The organism is Paenibacillus xylanilyticus (genome assembly GCF_047246825.1).
Classification (GTDB): Bacteria; Bacillota; Bacilli; order Paenibacillales; family Paenibacillaceae; genus Paenibacillus; species Paenibacillus xylanilyticus_B.
Genome location: NZ_JBFOLB010000001.1, coordinates 1,710,102 through 1,730,394, shown reverse-complemented (window position 1 = coordinate 1,730,394; position 20,293 = coordinate 1,710,102). Strand labels below are relative to the sequence as shown.

Sequence of the window (20,293 nt, the reverse complement as noted above, 5' to 3'; positions counted from 1 at the left end):
GTTGGATAACCTGCGCCGTCCTTCTGCCGTACCGGCATATGACAAGTATAGGTAGGGTAAAAAAGGGTTCGTGTGATCTACATCACACTAATAATTAAAGTAATGTGTCCGAAAACGCCATTCGGAACGAATAACTTGTCGTATGTCAGAAAGAAAGTTTATAATGCGGAGGGAAGATTTTTTCGTCCGGGTATCTTTCTTTTCAAAAAGGGTGTAAAGTTAAAAGTGTTGACAAACGTCTTGGAAAATCGGTATAATGATTTTTGTTTGTTAAGTCAATTTCATAATACTTTTAACGATGAAGCGTCAGAATACATACAGTCAAGATATGAAGTGCACAACCATCAGACTTGATCTGTATAACTGCCGTAATGCATTTGACATGAATTATGAAATTGGTTTCGTTTGGAGTGATGGGAAATGTTATTGCCATTTCGCAAAGTGGCTATCAGTGACCGGCCCCTGCAGTTCAATGAACAGTGGGATATCAAGGAACTGATTTCTAACCGACAAGATATCACAGCCGTTACCCCGCTGACTGCGGATTTATTTGCAGAACAAGCAACGGGGGGCGTGGTGGATGTTCATGGCAAAGTGACAGCAGGAGTGGACATGTTGTGCTCACGTTGTCTCAAGCCGATTAGTGAACATCTTCATATTGATTTTCATGAGCAATTCAAGCAGGGAGAACAGCCGGAGGACTTGCCTGAAGATGATGACACTGTCTATGTGGATGGAGAGGACATTGATCTGAAGCTATATGCCGAGGAAGCTTTTCTGCTGCACCTGCCGTTTATACCGCTATGCAGCGATACATGCAAAGGGCTGTGTCCTAAGTGTGGCCATGAGCTGAACGAGGGTGACTGCGGTTGTGATAACGAAGTTATCGACCCGCGGCTTGCAGGGCTCAAGGATTTTTTTAAATGAGCATAAATGAAAATCTAGTGTAACAACTACCTGCAAAGGTTGATTTTGATAAGGAGGTGGGAATAATGGCAGTACCTCAACGGAGAACGTCCAAGACGCGTCGCGACAAACGTCGCACTCACTTTAAATTGGCTGTACCGGGCATGGTGAAATGTGAACAATGCGGCGAATTGAAGCTTGCTCACCACGTGTGCAAAGTGTGCGGAACGTACAAAGCAAGAGAGATCATCTCTCAATAATAGCTAGACATCAAGTAGTACTTCATTTCGATGAGGTACTACTTTTTTTGAATGTTCAAATATGATGGTATTAGTATCCGCAGATTCAAAGGCAAAGGCAGTTCTTTATCTAAAGAAAGTTTGATAGAAAGCAGGAATCTGGCGATCCCGGGCAGAATGGTTTTTGCCCGCCAGCCTTTCTTTTTGACACAGGATGAGATATACTGTACTTTAGTACCAGGTTCTAAGATTTGGGGTTACATAGACAAGGACCATAATTCGTGTGATGAAACCTCTGTTGACCAGAGGTGTAATTATAGAGATTAATATAAGACCATAGAACGGACCGGCATGGGACGCTTTCTTAAACGATACAGCGGGGGTGTCAGACATCGAACGTGTACCGAAGAGACAGAGGCAGCAGCAATTGACCAAAATGATCGAAGACAATCCGTTTGTGACGGATCAGGAGCTTACACGGCAGTTGAAGGTGAGTATTCAAACGATTCGTCTCGACCGACTGGAGCTTGGGATTCCCGAGCTTCGGGAACGAATGAAACTGATGGCGGAGCGTTCGTATGATCAGGTGCGCTCGCTGCCTCTGCATGAGATTATTGGTGATATTGTGGATTTGCAGCTGGACAAAAGTGGGATCTCCTTGTTTGAGATCAAGGAAGAGCATGTATTTTCGAGAACGGGAATTGCTCGTGGTCACTATGTATTTGCCCAGGCCAACTCCCTGGCGGTTGCTGTCATTAATGATGAGATTGCATTGACGGCTTCGGCCGATATTCGATTTGTCCGTTCGGTTCATCTGGCTGAAAAATGTATTGCGAAAGCTTATGTCAGATCGATCTCGGGTCAAAAGGGAAAAGCGAAAGTTGAAGTGTTCACCTATGTAGGTGAGGAAATGGTGTTTCAAGGCAACTTTGTCATCTACCGTTCTGGTGGAGAAGACAGCCTAGAGGGAGGTCATCTGGAATGAAAATCGTGATTGATGCTATGGGAGGCGACCATGCACCTAAGGCAACGGTAGAAGGTGCAATTGCTGCCGCTACGGAATGGGCGGATACACAGATCGTGCTTGTTGGCGATGAAGCCAAGCTGGAACCGCTTTTGAACCAGTCAGCTGTGAAGCCGGCCAACCTGTCTGTTCGTCACGCTTCCGAAGTGATTGGTTCTGATGATGAACCCGTTAAGGCGGTTCGTCGCAAGAAGGATGCCTCTATGGTGGTCGCGGGCCGCATGCTGAAGGAAGGCGAAGCAGATGCCATGATCTCTGCAGGCAATACTGGAGCGCTAATGACAACGGGGCTGCTCGTAGTGGGTCGTATGGAAGGCATTGAGCGCCCGGCGCTTGCACCCATGATTCCTACCATAGATGATGTGGGTGTGCTTGCGCTTGACCTTGGAGCGAACATGGATGCCAAACCCGAACATTTGGCACAATATGGACTTATGGGTAGTTTATATCGGCAGAAGGTGCAAGGCGTGGATTCTCCCAGAGTGGGGCTGCTTAATGTAGGAACAGAGCCGGGTAAAGGGAATGAGCTGACGAAGCACGCATATCCGCTCCTGGAGCAGCTTCCAATTCAATTCGTTGGTAACGTTGAAGCTCGTGATGTACTGACAGGTGCATGTGATGTGCTTGTGTGTGACGGGTTCGCTGGTAACATATTGCTGAAATCGCTGGAAGGCACAGCCGGTGCTATCTTTGCACTTCTCAAGGAACAGTTCTCATCGTCGCTCAAAAGCAAACTGGCCGCTGCAGTGCTCATGCCAGAGCTGCGCGGTCTTAAACGGAAACTGGATTATACCGAGCATGGCGGTGCGCCGCTTCTCGGTTTGAGCAGACTGGTAGTGAAAAGTCACGGATCAGCAGATGGCAATGCCATCAAAAACGCAGTTCGCCAAGCCAGAATCGCAGTTCAGAACCAACTGGTGGAGAGTATATCTAAGGAAATTAGCGGGAAGTGAGTGACGACATGAATAATTTGCGCCCGGTAGGGGTTATCGGTACAGGAAAGTATGTACCTGAGAAAATTTTGACAAACAGTGACCTGGAAAAGATGGTTGATACAAATGATGAGTGGATCGTCAGCCGCACGGGGATCAAGGAACGTCATATCGCTGCTCCTGATCAGGCGACTTCGGATCTGGCATACGAGGCAGCCATGAAGGCACTTGAATCCGCAGGAATGACAGGCAGTGATCTGGATTTGATCATTGTTGCAACCATCACGCCGGATTCCGCCTTTCCTTCTACAGCCTGCATTTTGCAGGACAAGCTCGGTGCCAAAGGTGCTGCGGCATTTGATCTGTCTGCTGCATGCTCAGGTTTCGTATATGGACTTGCAACAGCAACCAGCTTTATTCAGAGTGGCATGTATAACAATGCACTCGTTATTGGCGCGGATTGTCTGTCCCGTATCACGGATTATACAGACCGTAACACCTGCGTGTTGTTTGGGGATGGAGCAGGCGCCGTAGTCATTGGAGAAGTGCCCGAAGGTCGCGGATTCAAGTCATTTGACCTTGGAGCAGAAGGTGCAGGCGGCGGCCTGCTTCACTTGGAAGGCGGCGGTTCCCGTCTGCCTGCATCCGCAGAGACAGTCGAAAACAAAAAACATTATATTTATATGAATGGCCGTGAAGTATTTAAATTTGCCGTGCGTGTTATGGGAACTGCAACAGATGAAGTTCTTCGCAAAGCAGGTTTGGAGCGAACGGATGTGGATCTTTTTGTTCCTCACCAGGCGAATATCCGAATCATTCAATCCGCCATGCAGCGTCTTGAGCTTCCTGAAGAAAAAGTGGTTGTGAACGTAGACAAATACGCAAATACTTCAGCAGCGTCAATCCCGCTTGCTCTGGTGGAAGCTGCTGAGGAAGGCCGCATGAAAGCCGGAGACACCATATTAATGGTTGGGTTCGGAGGCGGACTGACTTGGGGTGCATCTGTACTCGTATGGTAAACTAGATAGCTGGGAGAGATGAATCTGATGGGTAAAATAGCATTTGTATTTCCCGGACAGGGATCACAGGCGGTAGGCATGGCGAAGGACGCGTATGAGTCCGTGCCTGCGGCAACTGAAATTTTTCGTACAGCAGACGAAACACTAGGCTTCTCGTTGAGTAATCTCGTGTTTGAAGGTCCGGAGGCCGAGTTGAAACAGACATCAAATACTCAACCGGCTCTGTTGACAGCAAGCATCGCTTTGCTTGAAGCTTTTAGAGAAAAAGGGATTCAGCCTGACTATACGGCTGGACACAGTTTGGGTGAATACAGTGCTCTCGTTGCAGCGGACGTTCTATCGTTTGCGGATGCTGTGGGTATTGTCCGGGCACGTGGCCAGTATATGGAGCAGGCTGTACCAGGCGGACAAGGGGCGATGGCTGCAGTACTCGGAGCGGATCGGGAAGCGCTGGGGGTGCTTTGCCGGGACGTATCCGAAAGTGGTCATACGGTTGTACTTGCCAACATGAATTGTCCGGGTCAAATTGTTATTTCCGGTGTCAAAGAAGGTGTAGCTGCCGTGGCGGAACGGGTGAAGGAAGCTGGCGGCAAGCGTGCCATTGCACTGGAAGTGAGTGGTCCTTTTCATTCCTCTCTGATGAAGGAAGCTGCTGAGAAACTTGCAGACAAGCTGCAGACCGTAACATTCTCTCCAGCCAAGGTTCCTGTAGTCGCAAACGTGACGGCAAGACCTGCCGAAAATGGACAGTTTCAACAATTGTTGACAGAACAGGTCTATTCTCCGGTTTTATGGGAAGACAGTGTGACATGGCTTATTGAGCAGGGTGTAGATACCTTCATTGAGATTGGTTCCGGAAGTGTACTGACCGGGTTGATTAAAAAAACAGATAAATCCGTAAAATTGTACAATGTAAACAGTCTTGAAACGCTTGAAGCTACTGTGGCTGCATTGAAGTGATTGAATCACAGGTTATTTGGGGAAAGGAGGAATTATGTTGTCTAAACCGTTAGAAGGTAAAAACGCGTTGGTTACTGGTGCATCCCGTGGAATCGGACGCAGCATTGCACTCGCTTTGGCTGAAGCCGGCGCCAATGTTGCGGTAAACTATGCAGGCAGTCAGGCTGCAGCTGAAGAAGTGGCAGAAGCCATCCGTGCCAAAGGAGTTCAGGCCATAACCATCCAGGCCAATGTTGGTGTAATGGATGAAGCTGAACAAATGGTAAAGGCTACACTTGAAGCCTGGGGCAACGTCGACATTCTGATTAATAATGCAGGGATTACACGTGATAATCTGATCATGCGCATGAAAGAGGAAGAGTTTGACCAGGTTATTGAGACCAATCTCAAGGGTGTATTTAACTGCCTTAAGGCCGTAACTCGTCCCATGATGAAACAACGTTCTGGCCGAATCATCAATATATCCTCTGTTGTGGGTGTTTTAGGTAATGCCGGACAAGCAAACTATGTTGCTGCCAAGGCAGGAGTAATCGGTTTGACCAAGGCATCCGCTCGTGAACTTGCTTCCCGGGGCATCACGGTTAACTGTGTTGCACCAGGGTTTATTGAGACGGATATGACCAAGGAATTGTCACAGGAGCTGGTGGATGGTATGCTGAGTGGCATTCCGCTGTCCCGACTGGGTCAGCCGGATGAAATCGCCGGAGTTGTTACGTTCCTGGCTTCGGAAGCTTCATCATATATGACAGGGCAGACATTGCATGTCGATGGCGGCATGTACATGTAATTCTTCCCGGACTTGAACAACAGTCGGGGAACAGGCGCTGGACGATCCGAAATGCCGGAAAAAGGCCGGATTCCCCGGCCGGGAGCCGCATATGTCTTCTATGGCATTTTGCCTGCGATTCTCGTATAATACCAAGGAGGAGGTGAACCGGATGTCCGATGTATTGGAGCGTGTAAAACGCATCGTCGTCGACCGCTTGGGCGCAGACGAAGCTGAAGTTACACTTGAAGCATCTTTCAAAGAAGATTTGGGTGCTGATTCTTTGGATGTAGTGGAATTGGTCATGGAATTGGAAGATGAATTCGATTTGGAAATCTCTGATGAAGATGCAGAAAAAATCACGACCGTAGGTGAAGTTGTAAACTACATACAATCTCATACCTAAAGTCAATTCAGTCCCGCACCTGTTTTCGAACAGGCGGGACTTCTCATCATTCATTGGTTTTTCTCATTCCGCAGCGATGTTGGCCAAACGAGGCTTTCGGCTCCTGATTGGTCAACATCCGCTTGCGGATATTCCCACAAAATAATTGCGTAAAGCAGTCGATATAGAGGTGAGTCGGTTTGAAACAAAGAGTAGTAATTACCGGAATGGGCGTAATGACATCGCTCGGAAAAGATTTGGAAACGTTCTGGGGAAGTTTAATGGCAGGTAAGTCCGGAATCTCTCAGATTGAGGCCTTTGATGTGAGTGAATACACGACACAAATTGCTGCCGAAATTAAGGATTTCAACCCGGATGAATATATGGATCGTAAGGATGCCCGCAAAATGGACCGTTTTGTTCAGTTTGCCGTTGCAGCCGGATTCAAAGCTGTAGAAGACAGCGGTCTGAAGATCGATGAGAACATTGATGCAGAGCGGTTTGGTGTATCCATCGGATCGGGTATTGGCGGACTGGGAACCTGGGAGGACCAGCATAATGCATTGCTGCAAAAAGGTCCAAAACGGGTAAGCCCATTCTTCATCCCCATGATGATCTCCAACATGGCTTCTGGCCAAATGTCGATTTCTCTTGGAGCAAAAGGTCCGAACATCAACGTAGTCACAGCCTGCGCGACAGGAACACACTCCATTGGAGACTCCTTCAAATTGATTGCTAATGGAGATGCAGATGCAATGATCTGTGGTGGTGCCGAGGCAACAATCAGACCAACGGGTCTGGCTGGTTTCTGTGCAATGCGTGCGATGTCGACCCGCAATGACGAGCCGGCTAAGGCAAGCCGTCCTTTCGATACAGGTCGTGATGGCTTCGTTATGGGTGAAGGAGCAGGTATCCTGGTTCTGGAATCGCTGGAACATGCTCAAAAACGCGGTGCACGTATCTATGGTGAAGTGATTGGTTACGGCCTTACGGGCGATGCACATCACATGACTGAACCGGATCCGGATGGAGCGGCACGCTGCATGAAGATGGCTCTTCGCAATGCGGGAATCGAACCGGAAGAAGTGGACTACATCAATGCACACGGAACCTCGACTCCGGTGGGCGACAGATCCGAAACGCTTGCAATCAAGAAGGCGTTTGGTGATCATGCGTACAAGCTCGCAGTAAGTTCTACCAAATCAATGACAGGTCACATGCTGGGTGCAGCCGGTGGCGTGGAAGCTGTAATTTGCGGATTGTCACTGACTCATCAGACACTCGCACCTACGATCAATTTGGAAAACCAGGATCCGGAATGTGATCTGGATTATGTGCCAAATGTTCCGCGTGAAACCAAAGTGAATGTTGCCATGTCCAACTCATTTGGATTCGGCGGTCACAATGCCACCATTATTCTCAAAAAATTTGAAGCATAAGGGGCTAGTTCGTTTGAGTGAAGATCTGAAGCAGTTACAACACAAACTTCAAATCAAATTTGACAACAGGCAGCTTTTAAAACAAGCGTTTACCCATGCTTCTTATGTAAACGAACACCGGTTCAGTCAGCACCAGGATAACGAACGTCTGGAATTTCTGGGCGATGCGGTGCTTGAGTTGACTGTATCGGAATACTTGTATCATTTGTATCCTAACCGTCCGGAAGGTGAATTAACAAAGCTGCGGGCATCCATTGTCTGCGAACCTTCCCTCGTCAAATTTGCAGAAGCACTTGGTTTTGGACAGTATGTACTTCTTGGTAAAGGTGAGGAACTGACGGGAGGACGAACACGGCCGGCTTTGCTGGCTGATGTGTTTGAATCTTTCATCGGTGCATTGTATCTGGATCAGGGACTGGAGCCAGTCAGAACGTTTCTGGACCAGCATGTTTTTCCGTTAATCGTTCTGGGCGGCAAGCTTCAGATGAGCGATTACAAGACGGAACTGCAGGAACTCACTCAGCATCACAATATGGGAGCTCTGGAGTATCGGATCGTCGAAGAACGGGGCCCTGCCCATGAACGTGAGTTTGTCTCGGAGGTCCATATGGGTCAAGAACGGCTTGGCCGAGGTACAGGACGTTCCAAAAAGGAAGCCGAGCAGCAGGCTGCATCTGCAGCGCTTGATCGATTAAAGCTTCCGGAAGCCTGAGTTTTACCGGGTAGCGCATAGACAAACGAAGAGCAAAGAGCAGCCCCTCGGGTCCGCCCCGGCGGAAATTATCGGCCGGACTGCTTTTTGCTCTTTTTTTTGTAAAGAGAGGGTTCGGGAGCTTTATTCATCCCTGATCCATGATTAGCGCTGGAGGAACACTTGAAATAAGCAAGAGGAGGTGACGGGATACCCTATGTTTCTGAAACGGATTGAACTGGGTGGATTCAAGTCATTCGCCGACAAAACAGAAATGGAATTTGTTCGTGGTATTACTGCAGTTGTAGGTCCGAACGGAAGTGGCAAGAGTAATATTTCAGACGGCATTCGCTGGGTACTTGGAGAACAGAGTGCCAAGTCGCTGCGGGGTGGCAAGATGGAAGACATCATTTTTGCTGGCAGTGATGCAAGGAAAGCCGTCAATTACGGTGAAGTGTCCTTAACGCTGGATAATGAGGATCACGCACTTGCCCTTGATTTTGGTGAAGTGACGGTGACTCGTCGTGTACATCGCAGCGGGGACAGCGAGTATTTTATTAACAAGCAGTCCTGTCGTTTGAAGGATATTACGGAATTGTTTATGGATACCGGGATCGGAAAGGAAGCTTACTCGATTATTGGACAGGGACGTATTGAGGAGATTTTGAGTACCCGTTCCGAGGATCGCAGAGGTATTTTTGAAGAAGCATCCGGTATTGTAAAGTACAAATCGCGTAAACGTGACGCTACACGCAAACTGGACGAGACGGAGCAAAACTTGCTGCGTATTCATGATTTGGTTACAGAGCTGGAGGACCAGATTGGCCCACTGAGAGAACAATCGGAAAAAGCGATTCACTACAAGGAATTGCGTGGGCAGCTCAAATCAAAGGAAATTTCCATGTACGTGTACCAGATCGAGCAGATTCATGCTTCCTGGAGCAAGGCGAACGAGCGGTTACAGACGTTAAAAGAAGAAGAGGTCGGCCTGTCTGCGATTGTCTCCACGCATGATGCCAAGTTGGAAAGCGACCGGAACGCACTGCGAATTCTGGAAACGGAGACGGAACAGCTTCAATCCGCTTTGCTGCAATTCAGTGAAGCAACGGAGAAAAGTGAAGGGCATGGAGAATTGCTCAAGGAGCGTTCACGCCATTTACAAACCAATCATGAGCAGTTAACGGTTACGCTGGCTGCAAGTGAAGAAAGACATCGGGAACGTGAGACTGAGCTGCTTGCATTACGCGAGAAGTTTGGCAAGCTGGAGCAGGAACTTGCTGAAGTGAGAAATCGCCTTTCTGAGGAGGAAGCGAAACTCATAGGCGTTACTGGAGGAATCAGTCAGCAGCAGGAGGAAAGCCTGAAGGGTAATTTGCTGGAACTGATGAACCAGATGGCTCAGACTCGCAACGAGATTCGGTATGCCGACCAGCAGAAAGAATCGCTTGAGCGTCGAATGAACCGAGCAACCGAGGAATCCGGCAAATGGGAAGAACAGAAGGAAACGCTGGAAGCCCGAAAAGCGGATATCGAGAAAAAAGTTGTGCGTTTAGGTAAGGAAATCAGCGATCTACGCGGCGGATACATTACCGAAAGTGAGCGTCTGCAATCCTTGCAAAAGCTGCTGGAAGAGAGTCGCAGCACGGTTCGCAAATGGGAACAGAAACGGGAAGCCCAGGTATCTCGCCGGGATACGATGAAAGAGATGCAGGATGATTTTGACGGGTTTATGCTTGGGGTCAAAGAAGTCCTCAAAGCTTCGCGTAAAGGCACCCTTAGTGGTGTACATGGAGCTGTGGCTGAACTGGTCAAAGTACCGGAAAAAATTGAACTGGCTGTAGAAACCGCAATGGGTGCTGCTTTGCAGCACGTTGTTATGGAAAACGAGTCGGTTTCAAGACAAGCCATTGCTTTTCTCAAGCAGCGTCAGCTGGGTAGAGCCACATTCCTTCCGCTGGATGTTATTCGTCCACGTACCGTAGGTTCCGGTGAGCGTTCGATGATTGAAGGCATGGATGGTTTTGTAGGCATTGGTGCTGATCTCGTACAATATGATTCCCGTTATGCCAATATCATTGGAAGCCTGCTCGGAAATGTTATCATTGCCGAAACACTGGAATACGCCAATAAAATTGCTGCTCGCTGCCAGTACCGTTTCCGCGTCGTGACCCTTGAAGGGGATGTGGTTAATGCTGGTGGTTCCATGACAGGGGGGAGTCAGCATAAGAAGAATGTGAGTCTGCTCAGCCGGAAACGGCAGCTGGACCAACTGGATCAGGATATTCTGGATACCGAAAACCAGATTGTGAAGCTGCACCGCAGTGTGGATGATGTGAAAACCCAATTGGAGCAATGTCAGGACAAACTGGACGAGCTGCGTCAGTCGGGTGACGATACAAGAAACGCTGAGCAACAGGCATCCATGGAAATGAAACAGGTCGAGCATGAACTTCGTCATGTGCTGGAACAGGTAGCTGTGGCCGGTCAGGAGAAGAACGGCTTCACTGAAGAGATCAAAGAGATGGATACCGCACGCGCAGCAGCTGTGCAGAAGCTGGAGCAGCTTGAAGAGGAAGAGAAGGCGACTCACCGTGCAATCCACGCTGCAGAGTTTGCCCGCAAAGCAAATGAGTCTGCAAAAGAAGAGCTGCAAGGCCAGTTGACCGAGCTGAAAGTAAGGGAAGGTAAGCTGGATCAGGAGCGGTTCTCGAATGAGGAGCAGCTGCGCCGATTGGAGCGGGAAGTGGAATCTCTGGTCAAAGATTTGCGTCAGAACCGGACGCTGCTGGCCTCCATGGAAGCAGACCTGAAGAAAACACAGGTGGAGAGCGTCAAACAAATTGAAGATCTCAACCAGTTCAAGCTGAAGAAAGCGGAAGCTTCCGAGCAGCTGGACTTCAAACGTGCCGCACGAACTGAACTGTCGAAGAAGCTGGAACTCGCGGAGAGTGAAACAAAGGAACAGCGTACACAGTTAAAAGCAGTAGAGGAGCAGCTGCGCCAGACGGAAATTTCCGTCAACAGGCTTGACGTTGAACTCGAAAATATACTGCGCAAGCTCATGGATGATTATGAACTCGGTTATGAACTCGCAAAAGAACGATACCCTGTACCGGAAGATGTAGAGAGCACTCAGGCAGAGGTACAGAAGCTGAAGCGCAGCATCTCGGCTCTGGGTGATGTCAATCTTGGCGCGATTGAGGAATTCCAGCGGGTCAATGAACGCTATGAGTTCCTGAGTGAACAGAAAAATGATCTGGTGGAAGCCAAAACGACGTTATATCAAGTCATCCGCGAAATGGAAGATGAGATGGCCAAACGTTTCAAGACGACGTTCGATGCAATCCGCCGTGAATTCGGTACCGTATTTACCAAGCTCTTTGGCGGCGGACGTGCGGATCTTGTTCTGATGGACCCGGAACGGCTGCTGGAAACCGGAATTGATATCGTGGCCCAGCCACCAGGCAAAAAGCTGCAAAACCTGCAGCTGCTATCGGGTGGAGAACGGGCATTAACGGCGATGGCACTGTTGTTCGCTATCCTGCACGTTAAGCCGGTACCATTCTGTGTGCTGGATGAAGTCGAGGCAGCGCTGGATGAAGCCAATGTGGTGCGTTTCGCCCAGTATTTACGTGAATTCTCTGAACAGACACAGTTTATTGTCGTTACTCACCGGAAAGGCACGATGGAAGAAGCCGATGTTCTATATGGTGTCACTATGGAAGAGGGCGGAGTATCGAAGCTGGTTTCGGTTAGACTGGAAGATGAGGAAGCCGAAATTGCTAGTGCTTAAATAGAAATGGATATGAACAAGGAATTTGTTAATAAAAAAATAAATCGCACTAAGATTACGTACACGATGGAGGGGCTTTATGAGTTTCTTTAAAAAGCTGAGAGACAGCATTGCAAGCAAAACGGAGTCCGTGACGAAACAGTTCAAGGATGGACTCGAGAAGACGCGTAAAGGGCTTGTGGAGAAAGTATCCGATCTTGTCATCCGACGCAAAAAAATCGATGAGGAGTTCTATGAGGAACTGGAAGAAATCCTGATTGGAGCGGATGTTGGGGTAAATACGGTCATGAATCTGATCGAAGACCTTCGCGTTGAGGTCAAAAAGCGCAAGATCGAAGATGCGGCTGAATTGCAGCCTGTGTTGTCCGAAAAATTGACCGACCTGCTGCGCGGTGAACAAAATAACGAACTGAAGATGAATCCGGATGGCATTACCGTTATTCTGTTTGTCGGTGTCAACGGCGTAGGTAAAACAACAACGATCGGCAAGCTGGCACATCGTTTCAAACAGCAGGGCAAAAAAGTCATTATGGCTGCTGGTGATACGTTCCGTGCCGGTGCAATTGAGCAGCTTGAGGTATGGGGACAGCGTGCCGGCGTTGAAGTCATCAAGCAGCAGGCCGGATCAGATCCGGCTGCGGTTATGTATGATGCTGTGCAAGCAGCCAAACAGCGTGGAGCAGATGTTTTGCTTTGCGATACGGCAGGTCGTCTGCAGAACAAATCCAATCTCATGGAGGAGCTTAACAAGATCTATCGTGTCATTCAGCGTGAAATTCCGGAAGCTCCACACGAAGTATTGATGGTTCTCGACGCGACAACTGGACAGAATGCATTGAATCAGGCCAAACTGTTTGGGGAGAAAAGCGGCGTGACTGGACTCGTACTGACGAAGCTGGATGGTACAGCGAAAGGCGGTATTGTCGTTGCCATTCGTCAGGAACTGGATCTGCCAGTGAAGATGGTAGGTCTTGGTGAGAAAATTGATGATCTGCAGCCATTCGACTCAGAGCAATTCGTGCATGCGTTGTTTGCTGGACTGATCCAAGAGCAACCGGATCAGGACGCAGAAGATGAGGAAGCAAGTTCTTAGAACCATTAATAAATAGGATGATTTAATAGTGTTAACCGTATTGCCAGTGATATACGTGATAAGTGTCACGTGTAATGTCACTGGCAATACGTGTATAATGGGAATAAAGAAGGCAAGGCTAAAGGGCTAGAAAGGACGGTTGATATGGCCAATACCTATACCTATTCCCGTCGTGAGGAAGTCGCCAATGCGGTGACTCATGGAATCGGCGCCGCGCTCAGTGTAGCTGCACTGGTGCTGTTGATTGTATTCTCGAGTATGAAAGGCACGGCTTGGCATGTGGTCAGTTTCACGATCTACGGGATCACCATGTTGCTGCTCTATACGAGCTCTACACTCGTGCATGCATGGAAAGATGGGAAAATGAAAGATTTATTTGAGATTTTCGACCATTCTTCCATTTATTTGTTTATTGCGGGATCGTACACTCCGCTTCTGTTTATTGCTGTTCGCGGCACACTTGGTTGGACCCTGTTCGGTGTAATCTGGGGAATCGCATTATTCGGCGTGATCTTTAAGGCGTTTTTTACGAAAAGGTTTCTATTCATGTCCACGATTTTCTATATTGCGATGGGCTGGCTCATCGTTATTGCCTGGCAACCGCTTATGGCTGCCATTCCTACAGGCGGAATCGTGCTGCTGGTTGCTGGAGGTCTGATGTATACACTGGGTACGCTTTTTTATGTGTGGCGTGGATTTCCGTATCACCATGCGATTTGGCATCTCTTTGTGTTGGCAGGCAGTATTCTTCATTTCTTTATGGTACTGCTGTACCTGACACCACTTCGCTAGAACACGGTAGATAGTGTAAAACGAATCGGCTCAGACCCATTCGTTTTTTTGTTCTATATAAAGGATGCAGCAGGTCGTATTCTGCTGTATAGGAATGGCTAAGATTAACCATATAGGTACGAAAAATGAGTGCAAAATGAAGGTTTTTATTGTGACAAGTATTTTTGCTTGACATCCTGATTTGTTTTCGGTATTATTAGGAACGTTGCAAGAGTGTAAAGTGTTTTTCCTTGACGAAGGGAGTGCCCCGATATGAGTCAAGAAAACCGGCTTGAGAAGACAAACCGGATTAACTTGCTGTTTGCTTTCTACGAACGTTTGCTAACCGAGAAACAGCAAACATTTCTGAAATATTACTTTCATGATGATTTCTCCCTTGGTGAGATTGCAGCCGAGTTTGAGATCAGCCGCCAGGCGGTATACGAGCATATCAAGCGTGCTGAACAAGTGCTGGAAAATTACGAAAGCAAGCTTGGCTTGCTGGAGAAGCACGAACGACGCAGCCGCAATCTTGAAGATTTGCAAAATGCACTGGAGCGCGCAGGTGTCTCCATTGATAACAACAAACAAATAAACGATATCGTTCATCAGCTCCGGGAATAGGAATTGAACGAAACGGATCGGTTCTAAAAACAGTATTACAGCTTAAGGAGGTGGGATCATGGCATTTGAAGGATTAACGACCCGATTGCAGAATGTGTTCAGCAAGCTGCGCGGCAAAGGCAAGGTATCGGATGAAGATGTTGCCGAAGCTATGCGCGAGGTACGTCTGGCATTGCTCGAAGCGGATGTAAACTTCAAAGTGGTCAAGGAATTCATCGCCAAGGTGAAAGAGAAAGCTGTCGGCAAAGAAGTAATGGAAAGCTTCACGCCAGGCATGGTTATTATCGACATCGTAAACAAGGAACTGACGGATTTGATGGGCGGAAGCCAGTCGAAACTGGCCAAAGCGAACAAACCGCCTACGGTGTTGATGATGGTTGGTTTGCAGGGTGCTGGTAAAACAACGACATCCGGTAAATTGGCCAAAATGCTGCAGAAGCAAAACAGCCGACCATTGCTGGTCGCGGGAGATATTTATCGTCCGGCAGCGATCAAGCAATTGCAAGTGCTGGGTGAGCAGATCAAGGCACCGGTATTTACATTGGGAGATCAGACAAGCCCTGTGGAGATCGCACGTCAGGGTCTGCAGCACGCCAAGGATAACGGCAATGACTATGTCATTATCGATACCGCGGGACGTTTGCATGTGGATGAGGAACTGATGGAAGAATTACGCCAGATTCACAGCGTAGTGAATCCGGATGAAGTCCTGCTTGTGGTCGACAGCATGACCGGTCAGGATGCCGTTAATGTGGCGGAACACTTTAACCAGCAGCTTGACTTGACCGGGGTCGTTTTGACTAAACTCGATGGGGATACACGTGGTGGTGCTGCACTTTCAGTAAAAGCAGTTACCGGTTGCCCAATCAAGTTTGCGTCACTCGGTGAGAAATTGGATGCTCTTGAACCTTTCCATCCGGAACGGATGGCTTCACGGATTCTTGGCATGGGGGATATGCTTTCCCTGATTGAGAAAGCACAATCCAACATTGATACCGAAAAGGCTAAGGAAATGGAACGTAAAATGCGGAACGCAGAGTTTACGTTCGAGGATTTCCTTGAGCAAATGGATCAGGTGAAGAAGCTGGGACCCATCGATCAGATTATGGACATGATTCCCGGCATGGGCAAGATGAAGCAAGCCAAGGATCTGAAAGTGGATGACAAGCAAATGGGCCGGATCGAGGCAATTGTGTACTCCATGACTACAGAGGAGAAACGCAACCCGGACATGATCAACCACAGCCGCCGGAAACGGATTGCTACAGGTAGCGGTACTTCCCTTGCTGAGGTTAACCGCCTAATCAAGCAGTTTGATGAAATGCGCCGCATGATGAAACAGTTCTCGGATATGATGGGACCTAAAGGCGGCAAGAATAAGGCAATGAAGCAGCTGAAAGGTCTAGGCAAAGGAATGAAGTTTCCTTTCCGTTGATTTCAAGGGCTGCTAATGAATATACAGATTTCATTGAAGGAGGTGAATTTTCAAATGGCAGTTCGTATTCGTCTGAAACGTATGGGTGCTCACAAAGCTCCTTTCTACCGCGTAGTGGTATCGGATTCCCGTTCCCCACGTGACGGTCGTTTTATCGAGGAGATCGGTTACTACAACCCGGTTGAACAACCGGCTGTTGTTAAGATCGATGAAGATAAAGCATTGCAATGGCTTCAAAACGGTGCGCAAGCATCTGACACTGTCCGCAACTTGCTGAGCAAAGCGGGCGTGATGAAGAAGTTCCACGAGTCCAAACAAGCAAAATAAGGTGCTGATTCGGAGGGTCATCTATGGAAGAATTAGTAAGTATAATTGCTAAGGCTTTGGTCGATCATCCGGAAGATGTGGCGGTTCGGACGGTTGAGAAAGACCGGCTTGTCGTTTACGAGTTAACGGTTCATCCTGACGATGTCGGGAAGGTTATTGGTAAACAAGGGCGAATCGCAAAATCTCTTCGTACGGTCGTCACATCAGCAGCAGTTAAGATGGATAAACGGGTTACCGTCGATATCATATCTTAAAGATATACGAAAGGGGGTTAGGATGCATGTCCTAGCCCCTTTTCGTGCATGCTGAACTTATCAATAAAACCCATTATAAAAATTAATTTTAGTATTACACGATAACGGAGAGAGCAGAACAAATCTGAAGAAGCGTAGCTAAAAGCTTTCTGGAAGAAAGCTACTTCGTAAGCATTAACTCACCTTTACCACCGGATTTCTATCCTTTGATAAGGAGATCAAAGAAATCTGGGGGTAACAGTGATCGGAAGATTGTTTTGACCGCGTAGTGTGCAGAGTAATAAGGATTGAATTCTATAGAATCAAATGCAGGAGGAACGTATGGCAGAGTTTATGAATGTAGGTAAAATCGTTAATACGCACGGGATCCGTGGCGAGTTAAGAATTATGCCTTTAACCGATTTCCCGGAAGTGCGTTTTGCGAAAAATGCGGAGTTGTATCTGTTTACACCAGATAACCATCCTGTGCTGGTTCATGTGGAATCGGCACGATTGCATAAAAATATGTACATCGTTCGCTTGAAAGAGTACGGAAATATCAATGAAGTGGAAAAGTTCAAGGGCGGCATAGCCAAAGTATCCAAAGAGAATTTGGCTGAGCTGGAAGAGAACGAGTATTACTTCCACCAAATCGTTGGATGTTCTGTCATTACAGAAGAAGGCGAAGATCTCGGAACGATCTCCGAAATTTTGACGCCTGGCGCAAATGACGTCTGGGTGGTTAAAACACCTGCAGGCAAAGAAATTTTGCTTCCGGTTATTGATGATGTTGTGCTGGATGTCGATGTTAATCAGAAACTGGTCAAGGTTCATCTGATGGAAGGATTGCTCTAATATGAGAGTGGACGTATTAACGTTATTTCCAGAGATGTTCGAGGGTGTATTCGGGACAAGTATTCTTGGTAAAGCTCAGACGAAGGGCCTCGTGTCACTGAATGCAGTGAACTTCCGGAACTATGCCACGAATAAACACAATACCGTTGATGATACCCCATATGGCGGCGGCGGGGGCATGGTTTTAAAGCCTGATCCGATATTTGCTGCTGTGGAAGACGTACTTGAAAAGCGAAACGAGGAGACGACAACGGTACCGACCAAAGCTCCGCGCATCATTCTAATGTGTCCGCAGGGTGAGACGTTTACGCAGAAAAAAGCGGAAGAACTGGTACAGGAAGATCATCTGATCTTTATCTGTGGACATTATGAAGGCTATGATGAGCGTATTCGCGAGTTTCTGGTATCTGACGAATTATCTATTGGGGATTACGTGTTAACTGGGGGTGAACTGCCTGCTATGGTTGCCATCGACAGTGTGGTTCGACTGATCCCAGGTGTCCTCGGAAACGAAACGAGTGCAGTAACGGATTCGTTCAGCACCGGGCTGCTCGAATATCCGCATTACACAAGGCCGCCTGAATTCAGAGGCATGAAAGTACCCGATGTGCTGTTATCGGGCCATCATCTGAATATTGATGCGTGGCGAAGAGAACAGTCCCTCATTCGTACGCTGGAGCGCAGACCGGATATGCTGGAGGCCGCGGAATTGTCGGATAAAGAGCGGATATGGCTAGACAAGCTTCGTTCTGAGACGGAACGGACTTCCGAATAATCATGAGTAATTAGAATATTGTGAGCAATCGTATAGATGAAATCACAAGTTAGAAAGACCATCCTTAAATAGACAAAGGTTGGTCTTTTTTTTGTTGTGAATACTGGGATGTAGAGATTTCCACAACGTAAGTGTCTATTTTAAATGGAGTTCTATAATAAATAATGTAAAAAGGTGGATTGAAAAACCGAACTATTATACAATCAATTTATGAAACTCAGTTTTACTAAATGAAACAAGGAGGCGGTATTAAATGTCTTACACCTTTCATGGAATTGATCATATTCAACTAGCAGCACCGGAGAATTGCGAAGTTGAAGCACGTAATTTCTTCCAAAATATTTTAGGATGGACGGAAATCCCTAAACCTGAAGTTCTAAAAAAACGTGGTGGAGTTTGGTTCCAGTGCGGCACTCACCAAGTACATATCGGAGTTCAATATGGTTTTGTGCCCGCCAAAAAAGCCCATCCGGCATTTCACGTTCAGAACCTAGAAGCATTGAAACAACGTCTAAAAGGCAATCAGATTCGAGTCATCGATGACAATGTGAGGGATGATGAAGGGGTAAACCGCTTTTATGTAAATGACCCATTTGGTAATCGGCTTGAATTTTTGGAATGGTTTAAATCATGATGCTTCAATAGTGTTCTGCATAAATAATTCGGATGTTTATTTTTTCATAACTACTGAACAAGAGTCGTAAAAAATGAATGATATCTTTATGTTACATTTAGTTAGAGGTGTGTATCATGATAAAACGGAGGAGGCAGATTATGCATCATCAGCCTTACGAGATCGGTAGAGTGGATATTCGCAAATCAGGGGAACGCTGCAAAATGCTTCTGGGAGATCTGAATGGAGATGGTCGTTTAGAAATGCTGCTGGTACAAGCCGATGGTGGTATTGATGACCGTTATGTTCCGCATCAGGTATGCTGCCTGACAGCATTTGACCTGGATGGAGAGTTGCTCTGGCAAGTGGGAACACCTGATCCGGATGCTGGTGGTCCTGGGTCAGATTATCCTGCTCAGATCGCAGATTGGGATGGAGACGGGCACAATGAAGTAGTCTGTATCATGAATAAACAATTTTTAGTTTTGGATGGAAGAACCGGAGAAGTTAAAAGTACACACGATCTGCCAGGGGAAGAGGCACATGACTGTATTATTCTTGCGAACTTGACAGGAAATAAACAGAAGATGGATGTCATTCTTAAAGATCGGTATAAAACCTTATGGGCACTCGATCATGAATTCAATCTTTTATGGAAGCACGAAGGCAATGTAGGACATTTTCCATGGGTATATGATGTGGATGCTGATGGCAAGGATGAAGTTATGGCAGGGTACGACATGCTGGACCACGATGGAATCGTGCTGTGGTCTTGTACGAATCTGGAGGATCATGCTGATTGTATCTGGTTTGGGGATGTGGACGGAGACGGAGAGATTGAGATTGTTATTGGCGGCAGTGTAACGGTAATGATGGATCGTTATGGCAATGAGAGATGGCGTTACGCCGATTCGATCGAATCACAACATATCGCTTTAGGAAAGTTTTGCGACGGATTAACCGGTTTGCAGATTGCTGGACTTGACCGCATTATCCGCGGTGATGAGCATGGAAAAGACGGCATGTTTTTGCTGGATTGCGAGGGAAAGGAACTCTGGAAGGAGAATCGTACAACACGGGGATGGTTAACCATCATAGAACCTGTGCGTGGCTGGGATGACAGCGGTTTGGATTATATATTGGCTTATCGCAGGGGTGGAGGTGTGCTGCCTTCTTTGGTAAATGGTCAGATGCAAACGGTTGCGGAATTCGGAAAAGAAGGATATGCCGTACATGCCGACCTGTGTCAAACCGGGAAGGAGCAGATCATCATCTACGACGCGAATGAAGCTGTCATTTATTCGAGCTCTTTCATGGAGCTGAAAACAGTGATACAAAAAAGGGCCAAGCCGCAGTCCAAGCGACTGTACAGCTCGACTCTTTATCCCGGCGGGGAAGTGTAAACTTAAGTAT

The 20,293-nt window shown here is 47.5% G+C and carries 21 protein-coding genes; all 21 read left to right on the top strand.

Annotation, left to right across the window (positions count from 1 at the left end; all coding sequences use genetic code 11):
* Positions 1–420 precede the first annotated feature (420 nt).
* Positions 421–927: a YceD family protein gene (locus tag AB3N00_RS07495; RefSeq protein WP_413033989.1), complete on the top strand. Its 507-nt coding sequence runs from the start codon at positions 421–423 to the stop codon at positions 925–927.
* Between the two features lie 65 nt (positions 928–992).
* Positions 993–1,166, top strand: coding sequence for a 50S ribosomal protein L32 (gene rpmF / locus AB3N00_RS07490; protein WP_090923906.1), 174 nt, complete (start codon positions 993–995; stop codon positions 1,164–1,166).
* 415 nt (positions 1,167–1,581) lie between these two features.
* Complete coding sequence (fapR, locus tag AB3N00_RS07485; protein WP_239299296.1) at positions 1,582–2,130, top strand: transcription factor FapR; 549 nt, start codon at positions 1,582–1,584, stop codon at positions 2,128–2,130.
* A complete protein-coding gene (plsX, locus tag AB3N00_RS07480) occupies positions 2,127–3,122 on the top strand; it encodes a phosphate acyltransferase PlsX (protein ID WP_413033988.1) in 996 nt (331 codons plus the stop codon). The genes fapR and plsX overlap by 4 nt, the downstream gene beginning before the upstream one ends.
* Positions 3,123–3,130: 8 nt before the next feature.
* Entirely contained in the window at positions 3,131–4,120 is a 990-nt protein-coding gene (locus AB3N00_RS07475; RefSeq protein ID WP_413033987.1) for a beta-ketoacyl-ACP synthase III, read from the top strand.
* A 27-nt stretch (positions 4,121–4,147) separates the two neighbouring features.
* Positions 4,148–5,080, top strand: coding sequence for an ACP S-malonyltransferase (fabD, locus tag AB3N00_RS07470; protein WP_413033986.1), 933 nt, complete (start codon positions 4,148–4,150; stop codon positions 5,078–5,080).
* Positions 5,081–5,117: 37 nt separating this feature from the next.
* Entirely contained in the window at positions 5,118–5,867 is a 750-nt protein-coding gene (gene fabG, locus AB3N00_RS07465) for a 3-oxoacyl-[acyl-carrier-protein] reductase (protein ID WP_413033985.1), read from the top strand.
* A gap of 151 nt (positions 5,868–6,018) precedes the next feature.
* Positions 6,019–6,252 (top strand): acyl carrier protein, encoded by a 234-nt coding sequence (gene acpP / locus AB3N00_RS07460; protein WP_024630176.1) that lies wholly within the window; start codon positions 6,019–6,021, stop codon positions 6,250–6,252.
* A gap of 179 nt (positions 6,253–6,431) precedes the next feature.
* Positions 6,432–7,670 carry a beta-ketoacyl-ACP synthase II gene (gene fabF / locus AB3N00_RS07455; RefSeq protein ID WP_413033984.1) on the top strand — a complete coding sequence of 413 codons (1,239 nt, stop codon included), beginning with the start codon at positions 6,432–6,434 and terminating at the stop codon, positions 7,668–7,670.
* Positions 7,671–7,683: 13 nt separating this feature from the next.
* Positions 7,684–8,382 (top strand): ribonuclease III, encoded by a 699-nt coding sequence (rnc, locus tag AB3N00_RS07450; RefSeq protein ID WP_095287860.1) that lies wholly within the window; start codon positions 7,684–7,686, stop codon positions 8,380–8,382.
* A gap of 196 nt (positions 8,383–8,578) precedes the next feature.
* Positions 8,579–12,154 carry a chromosome segregation protein SMC gene (smc, locus tag AB3N00_RS07445; protein WP_413033983.1) on the top strand — a complete coding sequence of 1,192 codons (3,576 nt, stop codon included), beginning with the start codon at positions 8,579–8,581 and terminating at the stop codon, positions 12,152–12,154.
* A 79-nt stretch (positions 12,155–12,233) separates the two neighbouring features.
* Positions 12,234–13,247 (top strand): signal recognition particle-docking protein FtsY, encoded by a 1,014-nt coding sequence (gene ftsY / locus AB3N00_RS07440; protein WP_095287858.1) that lies wholly within the window; start codon positions 12,234–12,236, stop codon positions 13,245–13,247.
* 144 nt (positions 13,248–13,391) lie between these two features.
* Positions 13,392–14,039: a PAQR family membrane homeostasis protein TrhA gene (gene trhA / locus AB3N00_RS07435; protein WP_064639088.1), complete on the top strand. Its 648-nt coding sequence runs from the start codon at positions 13,392–13,394 to the stop codon at positions 14,037–14,039.
* A 252-nt stretch (positions 14,040–14,291) separates the two neighbouring features.
* Positions 14,292–14,642: a putative DNA-binding protein gene (locus tag AB3N00_RS07430; protein ID WP_095287857.1), complete on the top strand. Its 351-nt coding sequence runs from the start codon at positions 14,292–14,294 to the stop codon at positions 14,640–14,642.
* A 58-nt stretch (positions 14,643–14,700) separates the two neighbouring features.
* Entirely contained in the window at positions 14,701–16,077 is a 1,377-nt protein-coding gene (gene ffh, locus AB3N00_RS07425) for a signal recognition particle protein (RefSeq protein WP_024630183.1), read from the top strand.
* A gap of 54 nt (positions 16,078–16,131) precedes the next feature.
* Positions 16,132–16,404: a 30S ribosomal protein S16 gene (gene rpsP / locus AB3N00_RS07420; RefSeq protein WP_175396091.1), complete on the top strand. Its 273-nt coding sequence runs from the start codon at positions 16,132–16,134 to the stop codon at positions 16,402–16,404.
* A gap of 23 nt (positions 16,405–16,427) precedes the next feature.
* On the top strand, positions 16,428–16,658 hold the full coding sequence (locus AB3N00_RS07415) for a KH domain-containing protein (RefSeq protein ID WP_024630185.1): 231 nt from the start codon (positions 16,428–16,430) through the stop codon (positions 16,656–16,658).
* 321 nt (positions 16,659–16,979) lie between these two features.
* On the top strand, positions 16,980–17,492 hold the full coding sequence (gene rimM, locus AB3N00_RS07410; RefSeq protein ID WP_413033982.1) for a ribosome maturation factor RimM: 513 nt from the start codon (positions 16,980–16,982) through the stop codon (positions 17,490–17,492).
* A gap of 1 nt (position 17,493) precedes the next feature.
* Complete coding sequence (trmD, locus tag AB3N00_RS07405) at positions 17,494–18,267, top strand: tRNA (guanosine(37)-N1)-methyltransferase TrmD (protein ID WP_413033981.1); 774 nt, start codon at positions 17,494–17,496, stop codon at positions 18,265–18,267.
* Positions 18,268–18,520: 253 nt separating this feature from the next.
* Positions 18,521–18,901: a VOC family protein gene (locus AB3N00_RS07400; RefSeq protein WP_413033980.1), complete on the top strand. Its 381-nt coding sequence runs from the start codon at positions 18,521–18,523 to the stop codon at positions 18,899–18,901.
* Between the two features lie 140 nt (positions 18,902–19,041).
* Positions 19,042–20,283: a hypothetical protein gene (locus AB3N00_RS07395; RefSeq protein ID WP_413033979.1), complete on the top strand. Its 1,242-nt coding sequence runs from the start codon at positions 19,042–19,044 to the stop codon at positions 20,281–20,283.
* Positions 20,284–20,293 lie beyond the last annotated feature (10 nt).

Coding starts and splice junctions, on each gene's coding strand:
- AB3N00_RS07495 (WP_413033989.1), top strand. CDS start 421: ATGTTATTGCCATTTCGCAAAGTGGCTATCAGTGACCGGCCCCTGCAG.
- rpmF (WP_090923906.1), top strand. CDS start 993: ATGGCAGTACCTCAACGGAGAACGTCCAAGACGCGTCGCGACAAACGT.
- fapR (WP_239299296.1), top strand. CDS start 1,582: ATGATCGAAGACAATCCGTTTGTGACGGATCAGGAGCTTACACGGCAG.
- plsX (WP_413033988.1), top strand. CDS start 2,127: ATGAAAATCGTGATTGATGCTATGGGAGGCGACCATGCACCTAAGGCA.
- AB3N00_RS07475 (WP_413033987.1), top strand. CDS start 3,131: ATGAATAATTTGCGCCCGGTAGGGGTTATCGGTACAGGAAAGTATGTA.
- fabD (WP_413033986.1), top strand. CDS start 4,148: ATGGGTAAAATAGCATTTGTATTTCCCGGACAGGGATCACAGGCGGTA.
- acpP (WP_024630176.1), top strand. CDS start 6,019: ATGTCCGATGTATTGGAGCGTGTAAAACGCATCGTCGTCGACCGCTTG.
- smc (WP_413033983.1), top strand. CDS start 8,579: ATGTTTCTGAAACGGATTGAACTGGGTGGATTCAAGTCATTCGCCGAC.
- ftsY (WP_095287858.1), top strand. CDS start 12,234: ATGAGTTTCTTTAAAAAGCTGAGAGACAGCATTGCAAGCAAAACGGAG.
- trhA (WP_064639088.1), top strand. CDS start 13,392: ATGGCCAATACCTATACCTATTCCCGTCGTGAGGAAGTCGCCAATGCG.
- AB3N00_RS07430 (WP_095287857.1), top strand. CDS start 14,292: ATGAGTCAAGAAAACCGGCTTGAGAAGACAAACCGGATTAACTTGCTG.
- ffh (WP_024630183.1), top strand. CDS start 14,701: ATGGCATTTGAAGGATTAACGACCCGATTGCAGAATGTGTTCAGCAAG.
- rpsP (WP_175396091.1), top strand. CDS start 16,132: ATGGCAGTTCGTATTCGTCTGAAACGTATGGGTGCTCACAAAGCTCCT.
- AB3N00_RS07415 (WP_024630185.1), top strand. CDS start 16,428: ATGGAAGAATTAGTAAGTATAATTGCTAAGGCTTTGGTCGATCATCCG.
- rimM (WP_413033982.1), top strand. CDS start 16,980: ATGGCAGAGTTTATGAATGTAGGTAAAATCGTTAATACGCACGGGATC.
- trmD (WP_413033981.1), top strand. CDS start 17,494: ATGAGAGTGGACGTATTAACGTTATTTCCAGAGATGTTCGAGGGTGTA.
- AB3N00_RS07400 (WP_413033980.1), top strand. CDS start 18,521: ATGTCTTACACCTTTCATGGAATTGATCATATTCAACTAGCAGCACCG.
- AB3N00_RS07395 (WP_413033979.1), top strand. CDS start 19,042: ATGCATCATCAGCCTTACGAGATCGGTAGAGTGGATATTCGCAAATCA.